Below are 18290 nucleotides of genomic sequence, written 5' to 3' on the forward strand. Positions count from 1 at the left end.
ATCCCAATCCCAAAGGAGACCACTTATGAACCGCATCTTCCGCGCCCTGGCAACCACGTCCATCGCAGCGCTCACCGCCACCATGCTCGTCGCGTGCGGCGGCACCTCGAGCGAGAGCGGCGACGGCCTACTCGCCCAAATTGAGGCGGGCAACGTCACCCTGGGCACCAAGTATGACCAGCCGGGCCTCGGCCTGCGCGAAGCAGACGGCTCCATGACCGGCCTGGACGTGGAAATCATGACCTACGTGGTCAATTCCATCGCCGATGCGAACGGCTGGGAGCACCCTGAAATCACCTGGCGCGAAACCCCATCAGCGCAGCGCGAAACCCTGATCCAAAACGGCGAGGTCGCCGCCATCGGCGCAACCTACTCCATTAACTCTTCTCGCGCAGAGGCCGTGAGCTTCGGCGGCCCCTACCTGCTCACCCACCAGGGCCTGCTCGTGCGCAGTGAGGGTAATGACATCAACGGCCTGGATGACCTAGACGGCCGCATCCTGTGCTCCGTCACCGGCTCCACCCCGGCGCAGAAGGTCAAGGACGCGCTCCCCGGAGTGCAGCTCCAGGAGTACGACACCTACTCCTCGTGCGTCGAGGCGCTGCGCAACGGCAACGTCGACGCGCTGACCACAGACAACACTATTTTGGGCGGCTACGCGGCCCAGTCCCCGGGCGACTTCAAGGTCGTGGAGCTGGAAAAGGACGGCGAGCCGTTTACCAACGAGCACTACGGCATCGGCGTGACCAAGGACGACACCGAAACCGTCGACGCCATCAATACCGCGCTCAAGGCAATGTACGAGGACGGCTCCTTTGACACGTTCGTCAACGAAAACCTCGAGGGCGGCGTAGGCGTCGAGCAGGACAAGCCGGGCGACCTGTCATTCCTGGAGCAGTAGGCGCTCCCCACGCGCCCGCGCGCCCCGCGCCAGCCCCCAATCTACTCACCGCACTGCACCGAGGAGTCAACTATGGACGCCCTATGGGCCGACCTGCTGCCAAAGCTTTGGCCCGCATTTTTCACCACAATCCGGCTCACCGTCTATTCGGCCATCGGCGCGATGCTCTTAGGCACGCTGCTGACGGCAATGCGCGTCTCGCCGGTCGGTGTGTTGCGCGGGCTCGCCACCACCTACATCGAAACGGTGCGAAACACCCCACTCACCCTGGTTGTGCTCTTCTGCTCGTTCGGTCTGTACCAAAACCTCGGGCTTGAACTGGCCAGCAGGGACTCCTCGACGTTCATCGCGGACCAGAACTTCCGCCTGGCGGTGCTCGGCTTCATCCTGTACACCAGCTGTTTCGTCGCCGAGTCGCTCCGAAGCGGCATCAACACCGTCCACTTCGGCCAGGCCGAAGCTGCCCGCTCATTGGGCTTGAGCTTCGGGCAAATATTCTCGCTCATTATTTTCCCGCAGGCCGTCCGCGCGGCGATCGTGCCACTGGGCAACACGCTGATCGCGCTGACCAAGAATACGACCATCGCGTCAGTCATCGGTGTCGCCGAGGCATCGCTGCTGATGAAGTCCACGATCGAGTTCCACGCCAACGAGCTCTTCGTCGTCTTCGGCGTCTTCGCCGCCGGGTTCCTCATCCTCACCCTGCCGATGGGCCTCGCCCTGGGCTGGCTTTCTGACCGATTGGCGGTGAAGCGCTAATGTCCGTACGCGCAACAGTTCTTTACGACGCCCCTGGCCCCAACGCCGTCAAACGCAACTACATCTACACCGCTGTCACCATCGCCGTCCTCGCTGCGGCCGCGTGGTGGGTGATGAGCACGCTCGCCAGCAACGGCCAGCTCGAGGCCGCAAAGTGGACCTCCTTTGTCCAGGCCAACACCTGGACCACCTACATCTTGCCTGGACTCCTCGGCACACTGAAAGCAGCTGCGCTCTCCATCGTCTTCGCCATCGTCTTCGGCGTGATCTTCGGCCTCGGCCGACTCGCCCAAACCAAGGTGGTGCGCTGGTTGTGCGGCGTAATCATTGAGTTCTTCCGCGCCATCCCAGTGCTCATGCTCATGATCTTCCTGTACCAGCTCTTCGCGGTATTCAAGATCGTTCCTCCGAAAGGGCTCGCGTTCTGGGCCGTCGTCATCGCGCTGACGCTCTACAACGGCGCCGTCATCGCCGAGATCCTTCGCGCCGGCATCAAGTCGCTCCCGCGCGGGCAGTCGGAGGCAGCGCAGGCCTTGGGCATGTCGCACTGGCAGACCATGTGGCAGATCCTGCTCCCCCAGTCCGTCGCCGCAATGCTGCCGGCGCTCATCTCTCAGATGGTCATTGCGCTGAAGGACTCGGCACTGGGCTACCAGATCGGCTACATCGAAGTTGTCCGTTCGGGCACTCAGGTCGCGTCCGCGAACAAGAACTACATCCCTGCGCTCATCGTCGTGGCCATCATCATGATCGCCATCAACTTCCTGCTCACCCGCTTGGCGTCACGCGTTGAGCACCAGCTTCGCGCAGGTCGCGCGCGCCGCAACCCCTTTGCCAAGGTTCCCGAGCAGCACAGCCAGGGCCTGGAAACCAAAGACAACGTCAACGTGGACTGGCACAACCCGAACTACACCAAGGTTGCCAACCCTGACGAGTAAGCGTGGGGCATCGCCTCTCGACGCCACGCCCCGCGTCACTCACTCCCCCTCGAGCTCCGCGAGGCGCTGCTCAAGCACCTCGCGGCCCAGGCGCAGCGCCATCCCCTCGGGGAAGCCGCGGCGCGCCATCGCGCCGACGATGCGTCGCAACACCTTGTCGTACTCGGCCCGCCCGTCGGGGCGGTGCCTCACCTGGCGGGCCTTCTTCTCTGCCACCGCCCGCGCGGTGGCCTCCTCGTCTGCTTCACTGAGCTGCGCTAGGGCCTCGGCCCGATCGGCCTGAGCCACGCCCTTTTGCTGCAGCTCCCGGTCCAGAAACCGCGATGACTTCCCGCGCCGTTTCGCGCGCTGCCGCACCCACTCGTGGGCGAACGCCGCGTCGTTGAGCAGCCCGGACCCCTCGAATTCATCAAGAACGTCCTCAACGAGCTGTGGCTCGAACTCCGCGCGCAGGAGGCGGGAGCGCAGCTCGTCGCGGGAGCGCGCCCGCTGGTCGAGCAGCCCCAGCGCCCGCTTTCGCACTGGGGCCAGGGCCTCCTCCCGAGTGCGGTCGAAGAGCTGGTTGCTCCCCTCGCCGCGTTCGTAGGCCTCGACGGCCTCCTTGAGCTGCTCAAGTTTTTCCGGGTCAGGCTGGGCCGGCCCCCGATCGCGTGGGCCCGCCACTACTTCGCGTCAGCGGCGGACGCACCGGCCGGGGCGCCGTCGCCGACTTCGTCGTCGTCGAAGTCGACGTTGGGGACCATGTCCACTGGATCGTCGCTAAGCTCATCGCCCTCGCTGTTGTTGGACTTGGCGTACGCGCCGACGCCGAGGGCCTGGAAGATCTTGTCCTCGATCTCGTTGGCCAGGTCCGGGTTGTCCTTGAGGAAGTTGCGGGCCTTCTCCTTGCCCTGGCCGAGCTGGTCGCCCTCATAGGTAAACCAGGAGCCGGACTTCTTGACGATGCCGTTGTCCACGCCGAGGTCAATGATGGAGGACTCGCGGGAGATGCCCTCGCCGTACATGATGTCGAACTCGGCGATCTTGAACGGCGGCGAGACCTTGTTCTTCACAATCTTCATCTTGGTGCGGTTACCAATGGAATCCTGGCCGTCCTTCAGGGTCTGGATTCGACGCACGTCACAACGCACGGAGGCGTAGAACTTCAGCGCCTTACCGCCGGTGGTAGTCTCCGGCGAGCCGAACATCACACCGATCTTCTCACGCAGCTGGTTGATAAAGATCGCGGTGGTGCCGGAGTTGTATAGCGCACCGGTCATCTTGCGCAGCGCCTGCGACATCAGGCGGGCCTGGAGGCCGACGTGGGAGTCGCCCATCTCGCCCTCGATTTCCGCCTTCGGCGTCAGCGCCGCGACGGAGTCAATCACGATGATGTCGATGGCGCCGGAGCGCACCAGCATGTCCGCAATCTCCAGGGCCTGCTCACCGGTATCCGGTTGGGACACCAGCAGGTTATCGGTGTCCACGCCGAGCTTGCGCGCGTACTCCGGGTCGAGCGCGTGCTCCGCGTCAATGAACGCGGCAATACCGCCGGCGCGCTGGGCGGACGCGATTGCGTGCAGCGCCACTGTCGTCTTACCGGAGGATTCCGGCCCGTAGATCTCTACGACACGGCCGCGGGGCCAGCCTCCGATGCCGAGGGCGACGTCAATCGCAGTATTGCCCGAAGAAATGGACTGGATTGGCGGACGGTTATCGTCTCCAAGACGCATAATCGCGCCCTTGCCAAAGTCCTTCTCAATCCGAGCCATCGCCGCATCGAGCGCGTTTTGACGTTCGTTGCCGCTATTCGCGGCAGCCTTCTTCTTCGCAGCCATGTTGTTCTCCTTTATGTCTTTCGTAGGTTCGCACGCGGCACCGTGGCCGCCCTTTATCTATTAGACGCACGACCATAGGGGTGCGGTTCCCTCTGCCACCAATCTTTTTCTCCTGTGGCGCTGATTGGCACTCTACGGCAGGGCACGGACACGCAACGACTATACACGCATAGGTGTTCGAGTACACGTCGCGACACACAAGTGGGTCCACCCCTACACAGCGCGCCGCAGACAAAGGGCCGCGCGCTACTTCCCAGGCCGGTCTACACCCAGGCGGCGCTCCTGCGGCACGTCAAAGGAGTCACACAGTCGCTCCCACGCCACCTTCGGATCGACCCCGCTTTCGATCATCTCTGCAGCCGTTTCGCCCTCCACGGAAAGCACCTGGGACTGGATAATCCAACCGGCGCGATCCGAGCCGAATTCGTCTTCCACCAACTGCCGAAATTCCGTCAAACGCATGCCGTCTAACCTACACGCGCACCGCTCCCTCCCCGCATCGCACGAGTTGAACAGCGTTCACTAAGGTTTCACCCATGAGTACACACACCACCCCGGCAGCCACTGCGGGGTCCAAGCCCGGTATCACCGCCGTCGACATTGCCTACATCGCCGTCTTCGCGGCCATCTTCTGGATCCTCGGTTTTGTCTCCATCCCCGTCGGCACCGCAGGCGTGCCAATCGTCTTGCAAAACGCCGCCGCAATCCTCACCGGCCTGGTCCTCGGCGCTCGCCGCGGCACCGCCTCCGTCGTCCTCATCCTGCTCATCGGGCTCGCGTTCCCGGTCCTCGCGGGAGGTCGCACCACCCTCTACGCGCTCGGATCCCCCACCGCAGGCTACCTCGTCGGCTACATCATCTCCGCGGCCGTCGCCGGGTCGATCGCCTACTCCGCGCTCCGCTCGTCCAAAGCCGGACGAGTCATCCTCTTCCTCGTCGCCGGCACCCTCGGGCTCGCCCTGCAGTACCTTTTCGGCGTCTTCGGACTCATGCTCCGCGCCGACCTTTCCTTCGGTGCCGCATGGCTCGCCCAGGTCCCCTTCCTGCCCGCCGACGCCGCGAAGATCGCCGTCATGGTCATCATCGCGCTCGCCGTCCACGCCGCCTTCCCCGACATGCGCCGCCGCTAATGCCCACCATCGAATTCCGCGGCGCCGCCGTCTCCTACGACGGCCGCACAGTGCTCGCGCCCCTCAACCTCACGCTCACGGAACGCCGCATCGGCATCATTGGCTCCAACGGATCCGGCAAATCCACTACCGTCCGCCTCATCAACGGCCTTATCACGCCGTCCGAGGGGCAGGTGCTTTTCGACGCCATGTCGCCCTCCACCGACGGCAAAGCCATTCGCAAACGCGTCGGCTTTGTGTTCTCCGACGCGGAGTCGCAGATCGTCATGCCTCGTGTGCGCGACGACGTCGCATTTTCCCTTCGCCGCTTCAAACTTCCCCGGCAGGAAGTGCGCGACCGCGTCGACGCAGCACTCAAGCGATTCGGCCTGAGCGACAAGGCTGAGGCGTCCCCGCACACACTCTCCGGCGGCGAAAAGCAGCTTCTCGCACTGGCATCGGTCTTGGTAATCCGCCCGGAGACGATCATCGCCGACGAGCCAACGACCCTCCTGGACCTGCGGAACCGGCGCCGCATCATCAGGGAGCTCGATGCGCTGGACCAGCAGCTGATCGTCGTCACCCACGACCTGGACATGCTGCGCGGCTTCGACCGAGTCATCTGCATCAATGACGGCGAGCTGGCGTACAACGGGAACCCCGACGACGCGATCGCTTTCTACACCGAGCTCATGGAGCAGACATCGTGATCCGTACGCTCCCCCTCGGCGTCTTCGTCCCCGGCGACTCGGTGCTGCACCGCGCGCATCCGACGGCGAAGTTCGTCGCACTGCTGGTCTTCATCATCGCCGTCACATTGCTCCCCACGCGCCCGTGGCACGCACTCGCCGCGCTCGGGCTTGTGGTCACCCTCTACGCCGTGGCGGCCATCCCGCCGCGCATTGCAGCGGAGCAGGCGCTGCCAGTGCTCCCCCTGTTGGCGTTCCTCTCCGCGTTTCTCTGGTGGCAGAACGGTCTCGCCTCAGCTGCCGCCACGTTCTTCGGGCTCTTGGCCACAATCGCCGCAGCGAACCTACTCACGCTCACCACCACGGTAGAGGCGCTCTTAGATGCGCTTGATCGCAACCTTGCGCCACTCCAGCGCTTCGGAGTCCCCGTAAACACAATCAGCCTCGCCATCGCGTTGACGATCAGGCTCGTCCCGCTCATGCTGGCTACAGCCAATGAGGTCCTGGAAGCGCGCAAGGCGCGTGGGCTCGGGCTCTCCGTTACCGCGTTTGGCATTCCTCTGGTGATTCGCGCCGTCCTGCGAGCGCGCATGATCGGAGAAGCACTGATGGCCCGCGGCGCGGTAGATTAACCGCGCCGCGGGCCATCAATGGGGACGTTTGCGCCACGCTCTCGCGCCGGCGCCCTCCTTAGTTCTCGCCGCGAAGCTCACGCATGCGCTGCGCGACAGCGTCGTCGCTGACGTTCGCGCCGTTGCCTGCTGCGCCCTGCGCGTTGCCGACCCCACCCTGCGCGTTCTGCTCGATGGCAGGCTTGGAGCCGGAAGACAGTTCGCCGGACATCTCCGCGCGGATCTGCTCGAGGCGGCCGTGACCCGCCATCTGGATGCCGGCGCGCTCGACCTCGGCCATACGGCCCTGCACGGAGTTCTCTGCCAGCTCGGCGGAGCCGAGTGCCTTTGCATAGCGGCGCTCGATCTTGTCGCGCACTTGATCCAGGTTCGGGCCGGAGGCGGTGATGGAGTTCATGGACTGCATGGTCTCCGAGACCTTCTCCTGCATCTTCGCCTGCTCCAGCTGGCTGAGCAGCTTGGAGCGCTCTGCCACCTGCTGCTGCAGGTGCGCAGCGTTGCGCTCAACCGCCTGCTTGGCCTGGGTGGCCTGCTGCAGCGCCTGGTCGTGCAGCTGCTTCGTTTCCTCGATGCTCTGCTCCGCGGTGACCAGCTGCGCGGCGAAGGCCTCGGCCGCATTCTCGTACTCCTGGGCCTTCTGGGCGTCTCCACCCTCGCGGGCCTTGTCCGCCAGCTGCAGTGCCTGCTTGGTGTTCGCCTGCAGCTTCTCCACCTCTTCCAGGCGGCGGTTCAGCTGCATCTCGATCTGGCGCTGGTTACCAATCACCGCCGCAGCCTGCTGCGACAGCGCCTGGTGCTGGCGCTGTGCCTCACCGATGGCCTGCTCGATCTGCACCTTCGGATCAGCGTTCTCCTCGATCTTGTTGTCAAAGAGCGCCATGAGGTAGTTCCAGAACTTCGCAAACGGGTTAGCCATAATACTTCAAGAACCTTTCGTTACCTGTCAGTCACACTAATAATCCAACACTCTAGTGTGCTGGGCCGAGTTATGCTTCCGCTGCGGCCGGTGAAGTTGTTGCCAATTCCTCCTGAATGGAGTGCAGCGACATGTTCGCCACGACCTCCATCAGCAGCTCCGCCACCGACGTGTCCAGCGCGGTGCAGATGGCCGCGAGCAGCTCAGAAGAGACCTCCTTGCGGCCGCGCTCCAGCTCCGAGAGGTAGCCAGAGGACACACGCGCCTGCTTTGCCAGCTCGCGCAGCGTCACGCCCTTATCGGCGCGGTAGGCGCGCAGCGACATGCCGAGGGCCTCGCGCAGCAGCGGCTCGCGCTCCTGCACCTCCGGGGCGAGGGGGCGCCCCGCCGCGCCCTCGAGCGCGGCGGGGCGGATCATCGGTGATTCATGTACGAGAGTTGTAGTTGCCATCACGAGTTCTAACGGTCCTCCCCTTCTGTTTGTTCCCGGACTTCGTTGTACAGGGCCGACAGCGCCGCGCCCACCGCCGCCTCGCGGATTTCCTGGCGTGAACCGCGCAGCGGCTCGGTGCCACCCGCGGCCAGGGCGAAGCTCCGTCGCGGACCCGCGATGCCGACCCACACCTCGCCAACCGGGTGCCCGTCCTGCGGGTCGGGTCCGGCAACGCCAGTCAGCGCGACGCCGTAGTCCGAACCACAGACTCGGCGCGCGCCTTCGGCCATGGCACGCGCCGTGACGGGGCTGACGGGGCCGTTCGCTTCCAGCACCGCGTGCGGTACGCCGGCCAGCGACTCCTTCAGGTCCGTCGCGTAGGTGACCAGGCCGCCCCGCAGCACTGCGGAAGCGCCCGGCACCTGCGCCACGGTCGCGGCCGCGAGGCCTGCGGTGAGGGATTCGCAGAAGGCGAGGGTGGCGGGGGCGTCGATAAGCAATGCGACGAGCTCACGCTCCATTGTTGGCCTTTCGCGCGTCCACGAGGTACTGCACGCCCGTGACCACGGTGACCAGGACGGCAATGAGCATGACCGTGAGCGTCGGGAGGTCCATCCAGCCAGGCAGTGGGCACAGGTACATCCCTACGCCGACGGTCTGCAGCACCGTCTTAAGCTTGCCGCCCTTGGAAGCTGGAACGACGTGGCCCTGGCGCAGCATCCACATCCGCCAGACTGTAATACCCAGCTCGCGGCCGATGATGACCACCGTGATCCAGACGGGCAAGGAGCTCGCGATGTTGAGCGTCACCAGCGCGGTAATCATCAGTGCTTTGTCCGCGATCGGGTCCGCGATCTTGCCAAAGTCGGTGACAATATTGCGCGCGCGGGCGATGTCACCGTCGAGCTTGTCCGTGATCATGAGGGCCACGAACAGGCCAAAGGCCCACCACCAGTGCTGCGTGAGCACAAGCCACGCAAACACGGGGATAAACAGAATTCGCAGCAACGTCAGAGCGTTGGGCAGATTCCAATTGGACTGAGTCTTCACAAAAACCAGCCTACCTATCCATTCGCTGTGGCCTAGACTGCCACCCATGAAGTATTTTGCGTTTACCTATATCTACGGCGAGGACACGGCGCTTGTCGACGCCATCCGCCCCGCCCACCGCGAATTCATCGCCAGCCAGCTGTCGCTGGGACGGATCGTCGGCTCCGGCCCGTACGCGGGCGGCGAGCAGGCACTCATCATCCTGCAGCTGCCGGACACCGCCACGGTCGCGGACGCCGAGGAAATCATGGACGCGGACCCCTACACCGAGAAGTCCGCGCTCGCGTCCCGCGAGGTCCACGAGTGGAACCCGGTGAGCAATATCTTCGCCGGGAAGTAAGCCGGCGTTTCGGCCGGGACGCCCCTCGTCCCTACTTCTTACCGCCGCGGGCGACGTGCAGGTGATCCGTCTCCCGCGAACCCGTGGCGGTGTGATCGCCCTTGCCGGAGGTAGCCGGATCATCGACCCACTCGATGTGGTGACCGTACTTGTCCACCTTGCGGCGGTTGCCATGGTCGTCATAGTCGATGTGGTAGCTCGTCTCGTTCGGATCCATCTTGCCGGCCTTCACGTCGGCCCGATCCTTAAGGATCGACGCCACCGCAGTGACCACGAGTACGCCCACAATCACCACCAGCGAGGCCACAGTGCCAACCTCCGGTACGGCCAGGCCCTCGCCCCCGTTAATGAACGGCAAGTTGTTCTCATGCAGTGCATGCAGCAGCAGCTTCGCACCGATGAAGCCCAGGATGATCGCGAGCCCGTACGGCAGGTACACGAGCTTGTCCAGCAGGCCATTGAGCAAGAAGTACAGCTGACGCAGGCCCAGCAGCGCGAAGGCGTTCGCGGTGAAGACCAGGAACGACTCCTGAGTGATACCGAAAATAGCCGGAATGGAGTCGAACGCGAACATCACGTCGATAAAACCGATGGACAGCAGCGCCACAAACAGTGGGGTCACTGCCTTCTTCCCCGCCTCAGTCTTCGACACCAGTCGGTCACCGTGATACGACTTGGTCACCGGAATGACCTTGCGCAGCGTTTTCACCACGAACATGTCGTTCGGGTCTTCGTCGGGCTGGTCTGTCGCCTCGTCGTAGATGAGTTTGATCGCCGTGTAGATCAGGAAGGCTGCGAACAGGTAGAACACGTCCGACCACGCCTCGATGATCACCGCGCCCAGCAGGATGAACAGGAGGCGGAAGACCAGCGCCATGACAATGCCGATCAGCAGCACCTTTTGCTGGTACGCCCGAGGGATTTTAAAGGCGCCCATAATCAAGGCGAACACGAACAGGTTATCCACCGACAGTGAAAGCTCGGTGATGTAGCCCGTGAAGAACTGTACGCCGTGCTCGGCGTCCCAGAGCCACCAAACGATGCCGCCAAAGATTGCGGCCATCGTCATGTAGAAGGCGGCCCAACCTCCGGACTCTTTCATCGTGGGCTCGTGCGCATTTCGCACGTGCGAGACGAAGTCAAAGACGAAGAAGCCGAGAATCACCGCTGAGGTGATGAGCCAGATATACAGGGGCACATGCATAGACATATCCTCCGGTCAGAAGTTGAACAAAAATGACCGGAGGTCTCCCCCACCCAGCGCGGGGCGACCCGGACCGGGGCAATCGCTTACCGACGCTTCCGTGTTGACGGTCCAGGCGCTTACGGGGTACTCCCCTCCAAGCTCGTCCAACAATACACCACCCTGTGCGCCGCGCGAGTCACGGCTACACAGCGAACGGGTCCTCGTCAGCGTCAAGGTTCAGGCGGAGCTCGATAGCGGAAGCAACCTCGCGCGCCACATCCACTCCACACTCGGCTGCGACGAATGCCGCCGCCATATCCGTCCCGGCCGACACTCCAGAAGACGTCCATCGGTCGCGGTCATGCACCCACCGGGCAGATTTGCGCCAGTCGATGTCGCACCCGAAGCCAGTGGCCCATGCAAATGCCCGCTTGTTGCTGGTTGCCGCATATCCCTCAAGGAGTCCCGCTGCGGCGAGCAGTGCCGAGCCCGTACACACCGACATGACGACACTCGCGCCGTTCGCCATCGAGGTGAGATTTCGAAGAAATTCCTCGTCACGGGCAAGCGTTCGCGTCCCGAGCCCTCCGGGGATAAAGAGCACGTCGCCGCTTTTCTGCGCGTAGGAGCCATCGACCTCGAATCGCACACCCTGGGACGCGCCCACCGGTCTCCCATCCGGCGAGAGTAGCTCGGTGTCCCACCCTTCAACCTTGGACAATATCTCCAACGGCCCAGCCACGTCGAGGAGTTCGAATTCCTCAAACAGGACGATCGAGAATCTCCTCGAGCTACGGTGCGACATCTAGAACGCCCCGCCAGTCGGGTTGTAGGTCGCCTCCACCGTGCGGGTGTCGTCGCCCGATGCGTCTGGGGCGTCGCTTGGCGACGCCGCGTCGTCGTCAAGCGACTGCTCCTTGGGTGCCTCCGCGGGGTCCGCGCCCTTGATCATCCAAATGATGGTCTCCAATTCCTCGGGCTTGACCAACACTTCGCGGGCCTTCGAGCCCTCGGACGGGCCAACGACGCCGCGGGACTCCATGAGGTCCATGAGGCGGCCCGCCTTGGCGAAGCCGATGCGCAGCTTGCGCTGCAGCATCGACGTCGAGCCGAGCTGGGAGGTCACCACGAGTTCGACGGCCTCGAGCAGATCGTCGAGGTCCTTTCCGATGTCGTCGTCGATGACCTTCTTCTCTGCCTGCTTCTCCTCGGTGACACCCTCGACGTAGTCGGGCTCGTCCTGAGACTTGGCGGCGTCGACCACAGCCTGAATTTCCTCGTCGGTGACGAAGGCGCCCTGCATGCGCTGCGGCTTGCCGGCACCCTGCGGGATAAACAGCCCGTCGCCCATACCGATGAGTTTCTCGGCGCCGCCCTGATCCAGGATGACGCGGGAGTCAGTCAGCGAGGAGGTAGCGAACGCGAGGCGCGAAGGCACGTTGGTCTTGATCAGGCCGGTGACGACGTCCACGGAGGGGCGCTGCGTCGCGAGCACCAGGTGGATGCCGGCTGCACGCGCCTTCTGCGTGATGCGCACGATCGACTCCTCGATCTCCTTGGGCGCGGTCATCATCAGGTCGGCGAGCTCGTCGACCACGCACACGATGAACGGGTACGGGCGCATCTCGCGCTCCGAGCCGGGCGGTGCCTGGATGTCGCCGCTGCGGACCTTCCGGTTGAAGTCCTTGATGTGGCGCACGCGCGCCTGCTTCATGTCCAGGTAGCGCTGCTCCATCTCCTCCACCAACCACTGGAGGGCGGCCGCGGCCTTCTTCGGCTGCGTAATGATCGGGGTGATCAGGTGCGGGATGCCCTCGTACGGAGTCAGCTCGACCATCTTGGGATCCACGAGGATCAGGCGGACGTCCTCCGGGGTCGCGCGGGTGAGCAGCGACACCAGCATCGAGTTGACGAAGGCGGACTTACCGGAACCGGTCGAGCCGGCCACCAGCAGGTGCGGCATCTTCTGCACCGAGGACGCGATGAAGTCGCCCTCGATGTCCTTGCCCAGGCCGATAAGCATCGGGTCCTCGTCGGTGGCCACCTTCGGCGCGTCGAGCACGTCGCGCAGTCGGACCATCTCGCGGTCGCGGTTCGGCACCTCGATGCCCACGGCGGACTTGCCCGGGATCGGGGTCAGCAGGCGTACGTTGTCCGTCGCCACCGCGTACGCCAGGTTGGACTGCAGGTTGGTGATCTTGGAGACTTTCACGCCTGGGCCGAGCTCGACCTCGTAGCGCGTCACCGTCGGGCCGCGCGAAAATCCGGTGACCTGGGCGTTGACCTTAAACTCCTCGAAGACGTCCGTAATCGCCTCGATCATGCGGTCATTCGCCTCGGTCCGCGTCTTCGGAGCGCTGCCCTGGATGAGCAAGTCTGTCGACGGCAGCGCGTAGTCCGAGTTGCGCTGAATCTTGCGCGCACGCTGCTGCGCCGGGTCGACGCTTGCTGCCTCCACCTCGGACTTCGGGGTTGAGGCCGGAACTGCGGACGCGTCGACACCGGAGCGGGCGACGATCGCCTTGCGCACGGCTTCGCGGGAGCTGCTCACTGCGTCACCGGCTGCCTCAGCGGCGGCACCCGCCGCGGAAGCGCCCGCGCCAGCAGCAGCGCCCGCCGCCGCAGTGGAACCTGCGGCCCCTGCAGCCTTCGCCGCGCCTGCGGCCCCGGCTGCAGCACCTGCAACGCCGCCCGCAGCTTCCGCGGTGCGCTTCAGGACCTTGGTCTCCCCGTCGTCACTGTGTTTGCGTGCGCGGGTGGCGCCGCGCTTCGAAGACGCAGGGGCAGGATCGTCGTGTACCTCGGGCTCGGCAGGAGCGTCGAAGGCCTCCGTGACCGGTTCGCCGAAGTCGTCCACCCGCTGTCGGTCGAACGCCTCAGTCGGATCGGAGTGCTGCTCGTCCGTCGGGTAGTTGTCCATCGGCGTGCGGCGACGCGGACGGGTCCGGCGCAGACGCTCTCGGCGCGCCTCCTCGCGGTCGGGCCGCTCGGCGCGGTCGGGCCGGGCGGGGCGTTCCCGTCGCGGCGCGGGCCGTCGGTTGGAGCGGCGCTCGCGACCTTCGGCGATGTCGTCGAGGTCGCGTTCGACGTGGCCGTACAAATCATCGTCCAAGCCGTCAGCGTCGTCATCATCAACGTCGTCGTCGCTTGGGTTTCTGGTGGCGTCGAAAAGCTCGGAAATGCGCGCGACGACGTAGTCGTACGCCTGGCGCACGGTAATACCGGTGGTTTTCAGCGCGCCGTACACGATCACGAGTGCGAGGAGCGGGATCGCAACGTACGAGGAGAAGCCTTTGGCCAAAAGGCCGCCGGTGTATGCGCCGATGACACCTCCGGCAATGCGGCGCGTCTCCCAATCTGCGGGGGTGCCGGCGAAGACGTGGACGAGTCCGAGCATGGCCACCGCGATAATGCCCAGGCCCAGCGAGACCCGGTTGCGGACGTCCCGCGGCGTGCGCACATTGAGCATCAACGCGATGGCGATCCCGACGAGGAGGACCGGCAGGATGAGCGCGCCAGCACCGATTACCCAGTGGGTTACTGTGGCGATGAGCTCGCCAATCGGACCGGCGATGTCCAACCACACCGATGCACCGATGACCGCGGCGAGGCCAATAAGGAGTAGTCCCCACGCATCCGCGTGCTCGGCTATGCTGTCACGACCGCGCCGCGGGAGGCCCCTGCCGTCGTCGCCGAGTTCGGCCTGCTCGCCACGATCGTCATAATCGTCGTAGTCGTTGTGGTCGGCGTAGTCGTTATGGTCGTCGCCGCGGCGGGCGGATCGCTTTGCGCTCCTCGTACGGGTGCGTTGTTGCACGTGCTCCTCTTCATCATCAAACGGGTCAAAGCTGTCGTCGAGTTCTTCGTCGGTGGCGTACCGGCCACCGCGGCCACCGCGACCATCACGGCCACCGCTGACGCGACGGGACAGGCCCCCGAACACGCCCCTCACCCCGCGCGCCGCAGAGCTTGCTGCCGCTCCGATCGAGCGACCGACCACGCTGGTGGCCGAGCCGACGCGCTCGTCGGCAGTTTCCGCGGCCACCATTGATGATGTCGGCGGGTGCGTCAGCGACACGGGGCCATTGCGCCGCGTCGACGACCCGCTCGAGCGGGGACGCGTTGAGCGTGGTGCGGAATTTTTGACAGACATGGCTGTCACTCTAATACCTCGAGTCACATACTTCCCATAGGCAACTCGGGGTGGCGCGGAAAAACCTCGCCGCATCGAGGGAGCCACTCCCCCATTGGCCCCTTAAGAAACCGACTATCCGACGGACATCTCGTGGCCCTCGAGCAGGTCCTCGTTTTCCACCCGCACCTTTGCCACTGCGACGCGGCCAACCACCCACAGCAGGAGCTCGCTCGGTGCACCGAAGACGCGGACAACCCGATCACCCCGCTCCGCCACCCCAGACTTACCGCCAAGCGTGACGGGCGGCAGGTGCTCCGGGGTGAGGATCACCGGGACCGGCGCCTTGCGCAGCGTCACCTTGCCGTAGCTCGTCGCGGACTTGAGCAAGCGTTCCTGCGCGGCCGCACTGAGCTCCCTCGGCTGCACATCGGTGCCTTGCGCGCGGCGGACGTCCTCGTGGTGAACAAAGTTTTCGCCCGTGTTCAGCGGCGCAAAAAGAGGCGCGGCGAATTTGCTCGGACCTGCGAGCCAATCCTTGATGTTGTCCTCGTACGGGCGGTTCCTGGCCTTGTCCATCTCCTTGTCCAGCCCCTTGGCCAGCGGCGAGAAGAAGTTGCCAAACCCCCACGGGAGGCGGTGCTCACGCACGTACAGGTGTGCAGCGAGATCGCGGGTGGTCCAGCCATCGAGCAGCGTCGGGGCGTCGGGACCCAACTGCAGAAGGAGGGCGCCAAGGTTTTCACGTTCACGAGAAGCTAAAGACATGGTGCCCACCCTAGCGCCTTTTAACTCGCAGAACTGGAGAGACTGTGTTCCAGGCTGAAGAACGCCCGAATGATGGGTGCGAACGGCGCGACTTTAGCGTCAGCGGTGACGAGCTTGCCACCCTTGGCCCAGCCCAGGTCGGTCACCTGCTGGCCGTCGACGTAGCAGGTACCCACACCACCTTTGAAGTTCATAGAGCACAGCAGCTGGTCCGCATCAAAGTCACCGATGACGCGCACTCCCCGGGCCTCGCTGTTGCGGAAATTCGGGTCCCCGAACTTGATCACGTCGTACATCCTCCAGGCCGAGCCATACCCCGGCTCGTGCGGCACCTCAGTGCCCTCAGGCAGCGGGTGTCCGCCGGTCCAGTCCGTGTCGACGTCAGCGTCATCGGCGTGGGCAGCGGGCGCGAGCAGAATTGTGGCGGCGATCATTGCGGCGGTGGTCTTTGTGCAGTCCATCATAGACCATTTTTATACACACCTGTCAGGAACGCCGCAACCCCCTCGGTCCGAACTTGCAGGCCGAGGGGGTTGGCGTCGCTAAGCGAATTGCGGCTACAGCGACTCGCGGGTGAGCTCGATGTCGTCGTCCTCAACCGGCAGGTTATCCGCAGCCATCGGCACGACCGTCGGCAGAATGACCGGCTCGCGCTTGTACTTCTGCTCAATCGCGCGGGAGACCTTGCGACGCAGCTGCTGCACCATACGGTACGGGTCGTTCTCGCCCTCTGCGGCGAGGTCGCCCATCACGCCCTCGACACGCTCGACGAGCTTCTTGTTGAAGTCGCGGTCGTCGTCGGAGAAACCGGTGGTGGACACGCGCGGAGCCTCCAGCAGCTGACCGGTGCGGTCATCGATCACGCAGGTGATGGACACAACGCCGCCGGATGCGAGCGAGCTGCGGTCTGCCAGCACGTCCGGGTCGACGTCGCCCATGGTCTCGCCGTCAACGTAGAGCTGACCGACCTGGTACTGGCCGACCACCTTGATCTTGCCAGCGTGCATGTCCACCACCACGCCGTTCTGCGCCAGCGCGGTGTGCTCCGGGCGGACACCGGTGGAGATCGCGAGCTCCTTGTTTGCGCGCATGTGGCGCCACTCGCCGTGCACCGGCATCGCGTTCTTCGGCCGCGCCGCATTGTAGAGCTGCAGGAGCTCACCGGCGTAGCCGTGACCGGACGCGTGGACGTGCGCCTCGCTGTTGGTAATCACCTTTGCGCCGATCTGCGCAAGGTTGTTGATCACGGCAAAGACGGCTTCCTCGTTGCCCGGGATCAGAGAGGAGGACAGGATGATCGTGTCTCCGTCGCGGACCGTGATCTGGCGGTGCTCGCGGCGCGACATGCGCGACAGCGCAGCCATCGGTTCGCCTTGCGTGCCGGTGGTGATGAGCACCGTCTTGTGCGGCGCCATCTTGGCGGCCTCTTCGATCGGGATGATGGTCCCCTTCGGGGCCTTGAGCAGGCTCATCTTCTCCGCGATCTCCATGTTGCGCAGCATGGAGCGGCCGTTGAACGCGACCTTGCGGTTGTTCGCCACGGCGGCGTTGACCGCCATCTGCACGCGCGACACGTTGGACGCGAAGGACGCGATGACCACGCGCTGCTTCGCCTGCGCAACGAGGCGGGTCAGGGTGTCCTCGATGCCGGCCTCCGAAGCGGAGATACCCGGGATCGTCGCATTGGTGGAGTCGCAGAGGAAGAGGTCCACGCCTTCGTCGCCAAGCCTCGACAGCGCGGGGATGTCGGTGGGCTTGCCGTCGTACGGGGTCTGATCCACCTTGACGTCGCCGGTCATGACGACGTGGCCGGCGCCGGTCTTGATGGACACGCCCAGGCACTCCGGGATGGAGTGGCCGACGTGCCAGAACCGGAGACGGAACTGGCCGAGGGTCACCTCGGAGTCCTTGTTCACCTCGTGCAGCTTCGGGCGCTGGCGGTGCTCCTTCGTCTTCGCGGCGATGAGCGCGTTGGTAAATCGCGAGGAGTAGATCGGGATGTCCGGGCGCAGCTTGAGCAGCCACGGGATGGCCCCGATGTGATCCTCGTGCCCGTGCGTGACCACGAGGCCCTCGACCTTGTCCAGCTTGTTCTCAATGGGGCCGAAGTCCGGCAGGACAAGGTCCACACCCGGTTCGCCGGAATTGGGGAAGAGCACGCCACAGTCCACGATGAGCAACTTGCCGTTGTACTCAAAGACCGTCATGTTGCGGCCGATCTCAGAAATGCCGCCAAGCGCGTAGATGCGCAGCGTGTCCTTCGCCGGCTTCGGCGGGGCGGGCAGGCGCTTCGTCAGGTCCGCGCCCTGCATGGACTTCACCGGGTTGCGGCGGCCACCGCCACCGCCACCACCGCGGCCGCGACGGCGCCTGCCGCGGCCGTTGCCGCCACGGCCGTTGCCGTTGCCATTGCCGCCGTTCTTGGCGTGGCCACCGTTGCGACCACCGCCGTTCTTGCCGTTGCCGCTTCCGTGGTCGGCGTCGTTGTGGCCGTCGCCCTGGGACTCGTTGTTGGGGGTCTGCTGGGACGGCGCCTTGAACGCGGGCTGCTGCTCAGCAGGCTCCGGCGGGCCCGCCTTGCGGGTCACCTTGCGGGAGCGATTACGGGGTTCGTTCATAC

The 18290-nt window shown here is 64.7% G+C and carries 20 protein-coding genes; 7 read left to right on the forward strand and 13 right to left on the reverse strand.

All coding sequences use genetic code 11. The features are described 5' to 3' along the window. The first annotated feature begins 25 nt into the window (after positions 1–25). From EAW56_RS06675 to EAW56_RS06685, 3 genes are all read left to right on the forward strand, one after another. Entirely contained in the window at positions 26–901 is an 876-nt protein-coding gene (locus EAW56_RS06675; protein ID WP_122085787.1) for a glutamate ABC transporter substrate-binding protein, read from the forward strand. 72 nt (positions 902–973) lie between these two features. Continuing rightward, positions 974–1660 (forward strand): glutamate ABC transporter permease GluC, encoded by a 687-nt coding sequence (gene gluC, locus EAW56_RS06680; RefSeq protein ID WP_095534755.1) that lies wholly within the window; start codon positions 974–976, stop codon positions 1658–1660. After that, entirely contained in the window at positions 1660–2598 is a 939-nt protein-coding gene (locus EAW56_RS06685; protein ID WP_122085789.1) for an amino acid ABC transporter permease, read from the forward strand. Before gluC ends, EAW56_RS06685 begins: the two co-directional genes overlap by 1 nt. A gap of 39 nt (positions 2599–2637) precedes the next feature. Here EAW56_RS06685 and recX read toward each other — a convergent pair whose 3' ends face one another. From recX to EAW56_RS06700, 3 genes are all read right to left on the reverse strand, one after another. Further along, complete coding sequence (recX, locus tag EAW56_RS06690) at positions 2638–3261, reverse strand: recombination regulator RecX (RefSeq protein ID WP_122085791.1); 624 nt, start codon at positions 3259–3261, stop codon at positions 2638–2640. Further along, positions 3261–4415 carry a recombinase RecA gene (gene recA, locus EAW56_RS06695; RefSeq protein ID WP_095277290.1) on the reverse strand — a complete coding sequence of 385 codons (1155 nt, stop codon included), beginning with the start codon at positions 4413–4415 and terminating at the stop codon, positions 3261–3263. The genes recX and recA overlap by 1 nt, the downstream gene beginning before the upstream one ends. 246 nt (positions 4416–4661) lie before the next feature. Further along, positions 4662–4877 carry a DUF3046 domain-containing protein gene (locus EAW56_RS06700; RefSeq protein ID WP_095545843.1) on the reverse strand — a complete coding sequence of 72 codons (216 nt, stop codon included), beginning with the start codon at positions 4875–4877 and terminating at the stop codon, positions 4662–4664. 74 nt (positions 4878–4951) lie between these two features. On the opposite strand from EAW56_RS06700, the gene EAW56_RS06705 reads away from it, so the two are divergent. The 3 genes from EAW56_RS06705 to EAW56_RS06715 are packed head-to-tail and all read left to right on the forward strand — an operon-like array spanning position 4952 to position 6845. Beyond that, positions 4952–5545, forward strand: a complete 594-nt coding sequence (locus EAW56_RS06705; protein WP_095545844.1) for a biotin transporter BioY — start codon at positions 4952–4954, stop codon at positions 5543–5545. Continuing rightward, positions 5545–6234 (forward strand): energy-coupling factor ABC transporter ATP-binding protein, encoded by a 690-nt coding sequence (locus EAW56_RS06710; RefSeq protein WP_122085793.1) that lies wholly within the window; start codon positions 5545–5547, stop codon positions 6232–6234. Before EAW56_RS06705 ends, EAW56_RS06710 begins: the two co-directional genes overlap by 1 nt. After that, entirely contained in the window at positions 6231–6845 is a 615-nt protein-coding gene (locus EAW56_RS06715; protein ID WP_122085795.1) for an energy-coupling factor transporter transmembrane component T family protein, read from the forward strand. The genes EAW56_RS06710 and EAW56_RS06715 overlap by 4 nt, the downstream gene beginning before the upstream one ends. A 58-nt stretch (positions 6846–6903) precedes the next feature. On the opposite strand, the gene EAW56_RS06720 is transcribed toward EAW56_RS06715, so the two are convergent. The 4 genes from EAW56_RS06720 to pgsA form a co-directional block, all read right to left on the reverse strand. Then, on the reverse strand, positions 6904–7761 hold the full coding sequence (locus tag EAW56_RS06720; protein WP_122085797.1) for a PspA/IM30 family protein: 858 nt from the start codon (positions 7759–7761) through the stop codon (positions 6904–6906). Between the two features lie 70 nt (positions 7762–7831). Beyond that, complete coding sequence (locus EAW56_RS06725; protein ID WP_095277304.1) at positions 7832–8212, reverse strand: helix-turn-helix domain-containing protein; 381 nt, start codon at positions 8210–8212, stop codon at positions 7832–7834. An 8-nt stretch (positions 8213–8220) separates the two neighbouring features. Next, positions 8221–8715, reverse strand: a complete 495-nt coding sequence (locus EAW56_RS06730; protein WP_122085799.1) for a CinA family protein — start codon at positions 8713–8715, stop codon at positions 8221–8223. Next, positions 8705–9244 (reverse strand): CDP-diacylglycerol--glycerol-3-phosphate 3-phosphatidyltransferase, encoded by a 540-nt coding sequence (pgsA, locus tag EAW56_RS06735; protein WP_244213377.1) that lies wholly within the window; start codon positions 9242–9244, stop codon positions 8705–8707. Before pgsA ends, EAW56_RS06730 begins: the two co-directional genes overlap by 11 nt. Before the next feature lie 46 nt (positions 9245–9290). Between pgsA and EAW56_RS06740 the strand changes: the two genes are divergently transcribed. Further along, positions 9291–9584: a YciI family protein gene (locus EAW56_RS06740; protein ID WP_122085803.1), complete on the forward strand. Its 294-nt coding sequence runs from the start codon at positions 9291–9293 to the stop codon at positions 9582–9584. A 31-nt stretch (positions 9585–9615) separates the two neighbouring features. Here the strand turns inward: EAW56_RS06740 and EAW56_RS06745 are convergent, their stop codons facing one another. From EAW56_RS06745 to EAW56_RS06770, 6 genes are all read right to left on the reverse strand, one after another. Further along, a complete protein-coding gene (locus tag EAW56_RS06745; RefSeq protein ID WP_095547151.1) occupies positions 9616–10788 on the reverse strand; it encodes a TerC family protein in 1173 nt (390 codons plus the stop codon). 184 nt (positions 10789–10972) lie between these two features. Beyond that, entirely contained in the window at positions 10973–11575 is a 603-nt protein-coding gene (locus EAW56_RS06750; protein ID WP_122085805.1) for a DJ-1/PfpI family protein, read from the reverse strand. Continuing rightward, a complete protein-coding gene (locus EAW56_RS06755) occupies positions 11576–14818 on the reverse strand; it encodes an FtsK/SpoIIIE family DNA translocase (RefSeq protein ID WP_425267106.1) in 3243 nt (1080 codons plus the stop codon). A 219-nt stretch (positions 14819–15037) separates the two neighbouring features. Then, the gene (locus EAW56_RS06760; RefSeq protein WP_122085847.1) at positions 15038–15670 is read right to left on the reverse strand and encodes a TIGR03085 family metal-binding protein; all 633 of its coding nucleotides are present in this window, start codon (positions 15668–15670) and stop codon (positions 15038–15040) included. Positions 15671–15690: 20 nt separating this feature from the next. Further along, positions 15691–16134 (reverse strand): hypothetical protein, encoded by a 444-nt coding sequence (locus EAW56_RS06765; RefSeq protein ID WP_122085809.1) that lies wholly within the window; start codon positions 16132–16134, stop codon positions 15691–15693. Positions 16135–16227: 93 nt separating this feature from the next. Continuing rightward, complete coding sequence (locus EAW56_RS06770; RefSeq protein ID WP_095277327.1) at positions 16228–18288, reverse strand: ribonuclease J; 2061 nt, start codon at positions 18286–18288, stop codon at positions 16228–16230. Between the last annotated feature and the right edge of the window lie 2 nt (positions 18289–18290).

It is taken from the genome of Corynebacterium gottingense (assembly GCF_003693265.1).
In the GTDB taxonomy this organism is placed as follows: Bacteria; Actinomycetota; Actinomycetes; order Mycobacteriales; family Mycobacteriaceae; genus Corynebacterium; species Corynebacterium gottingense.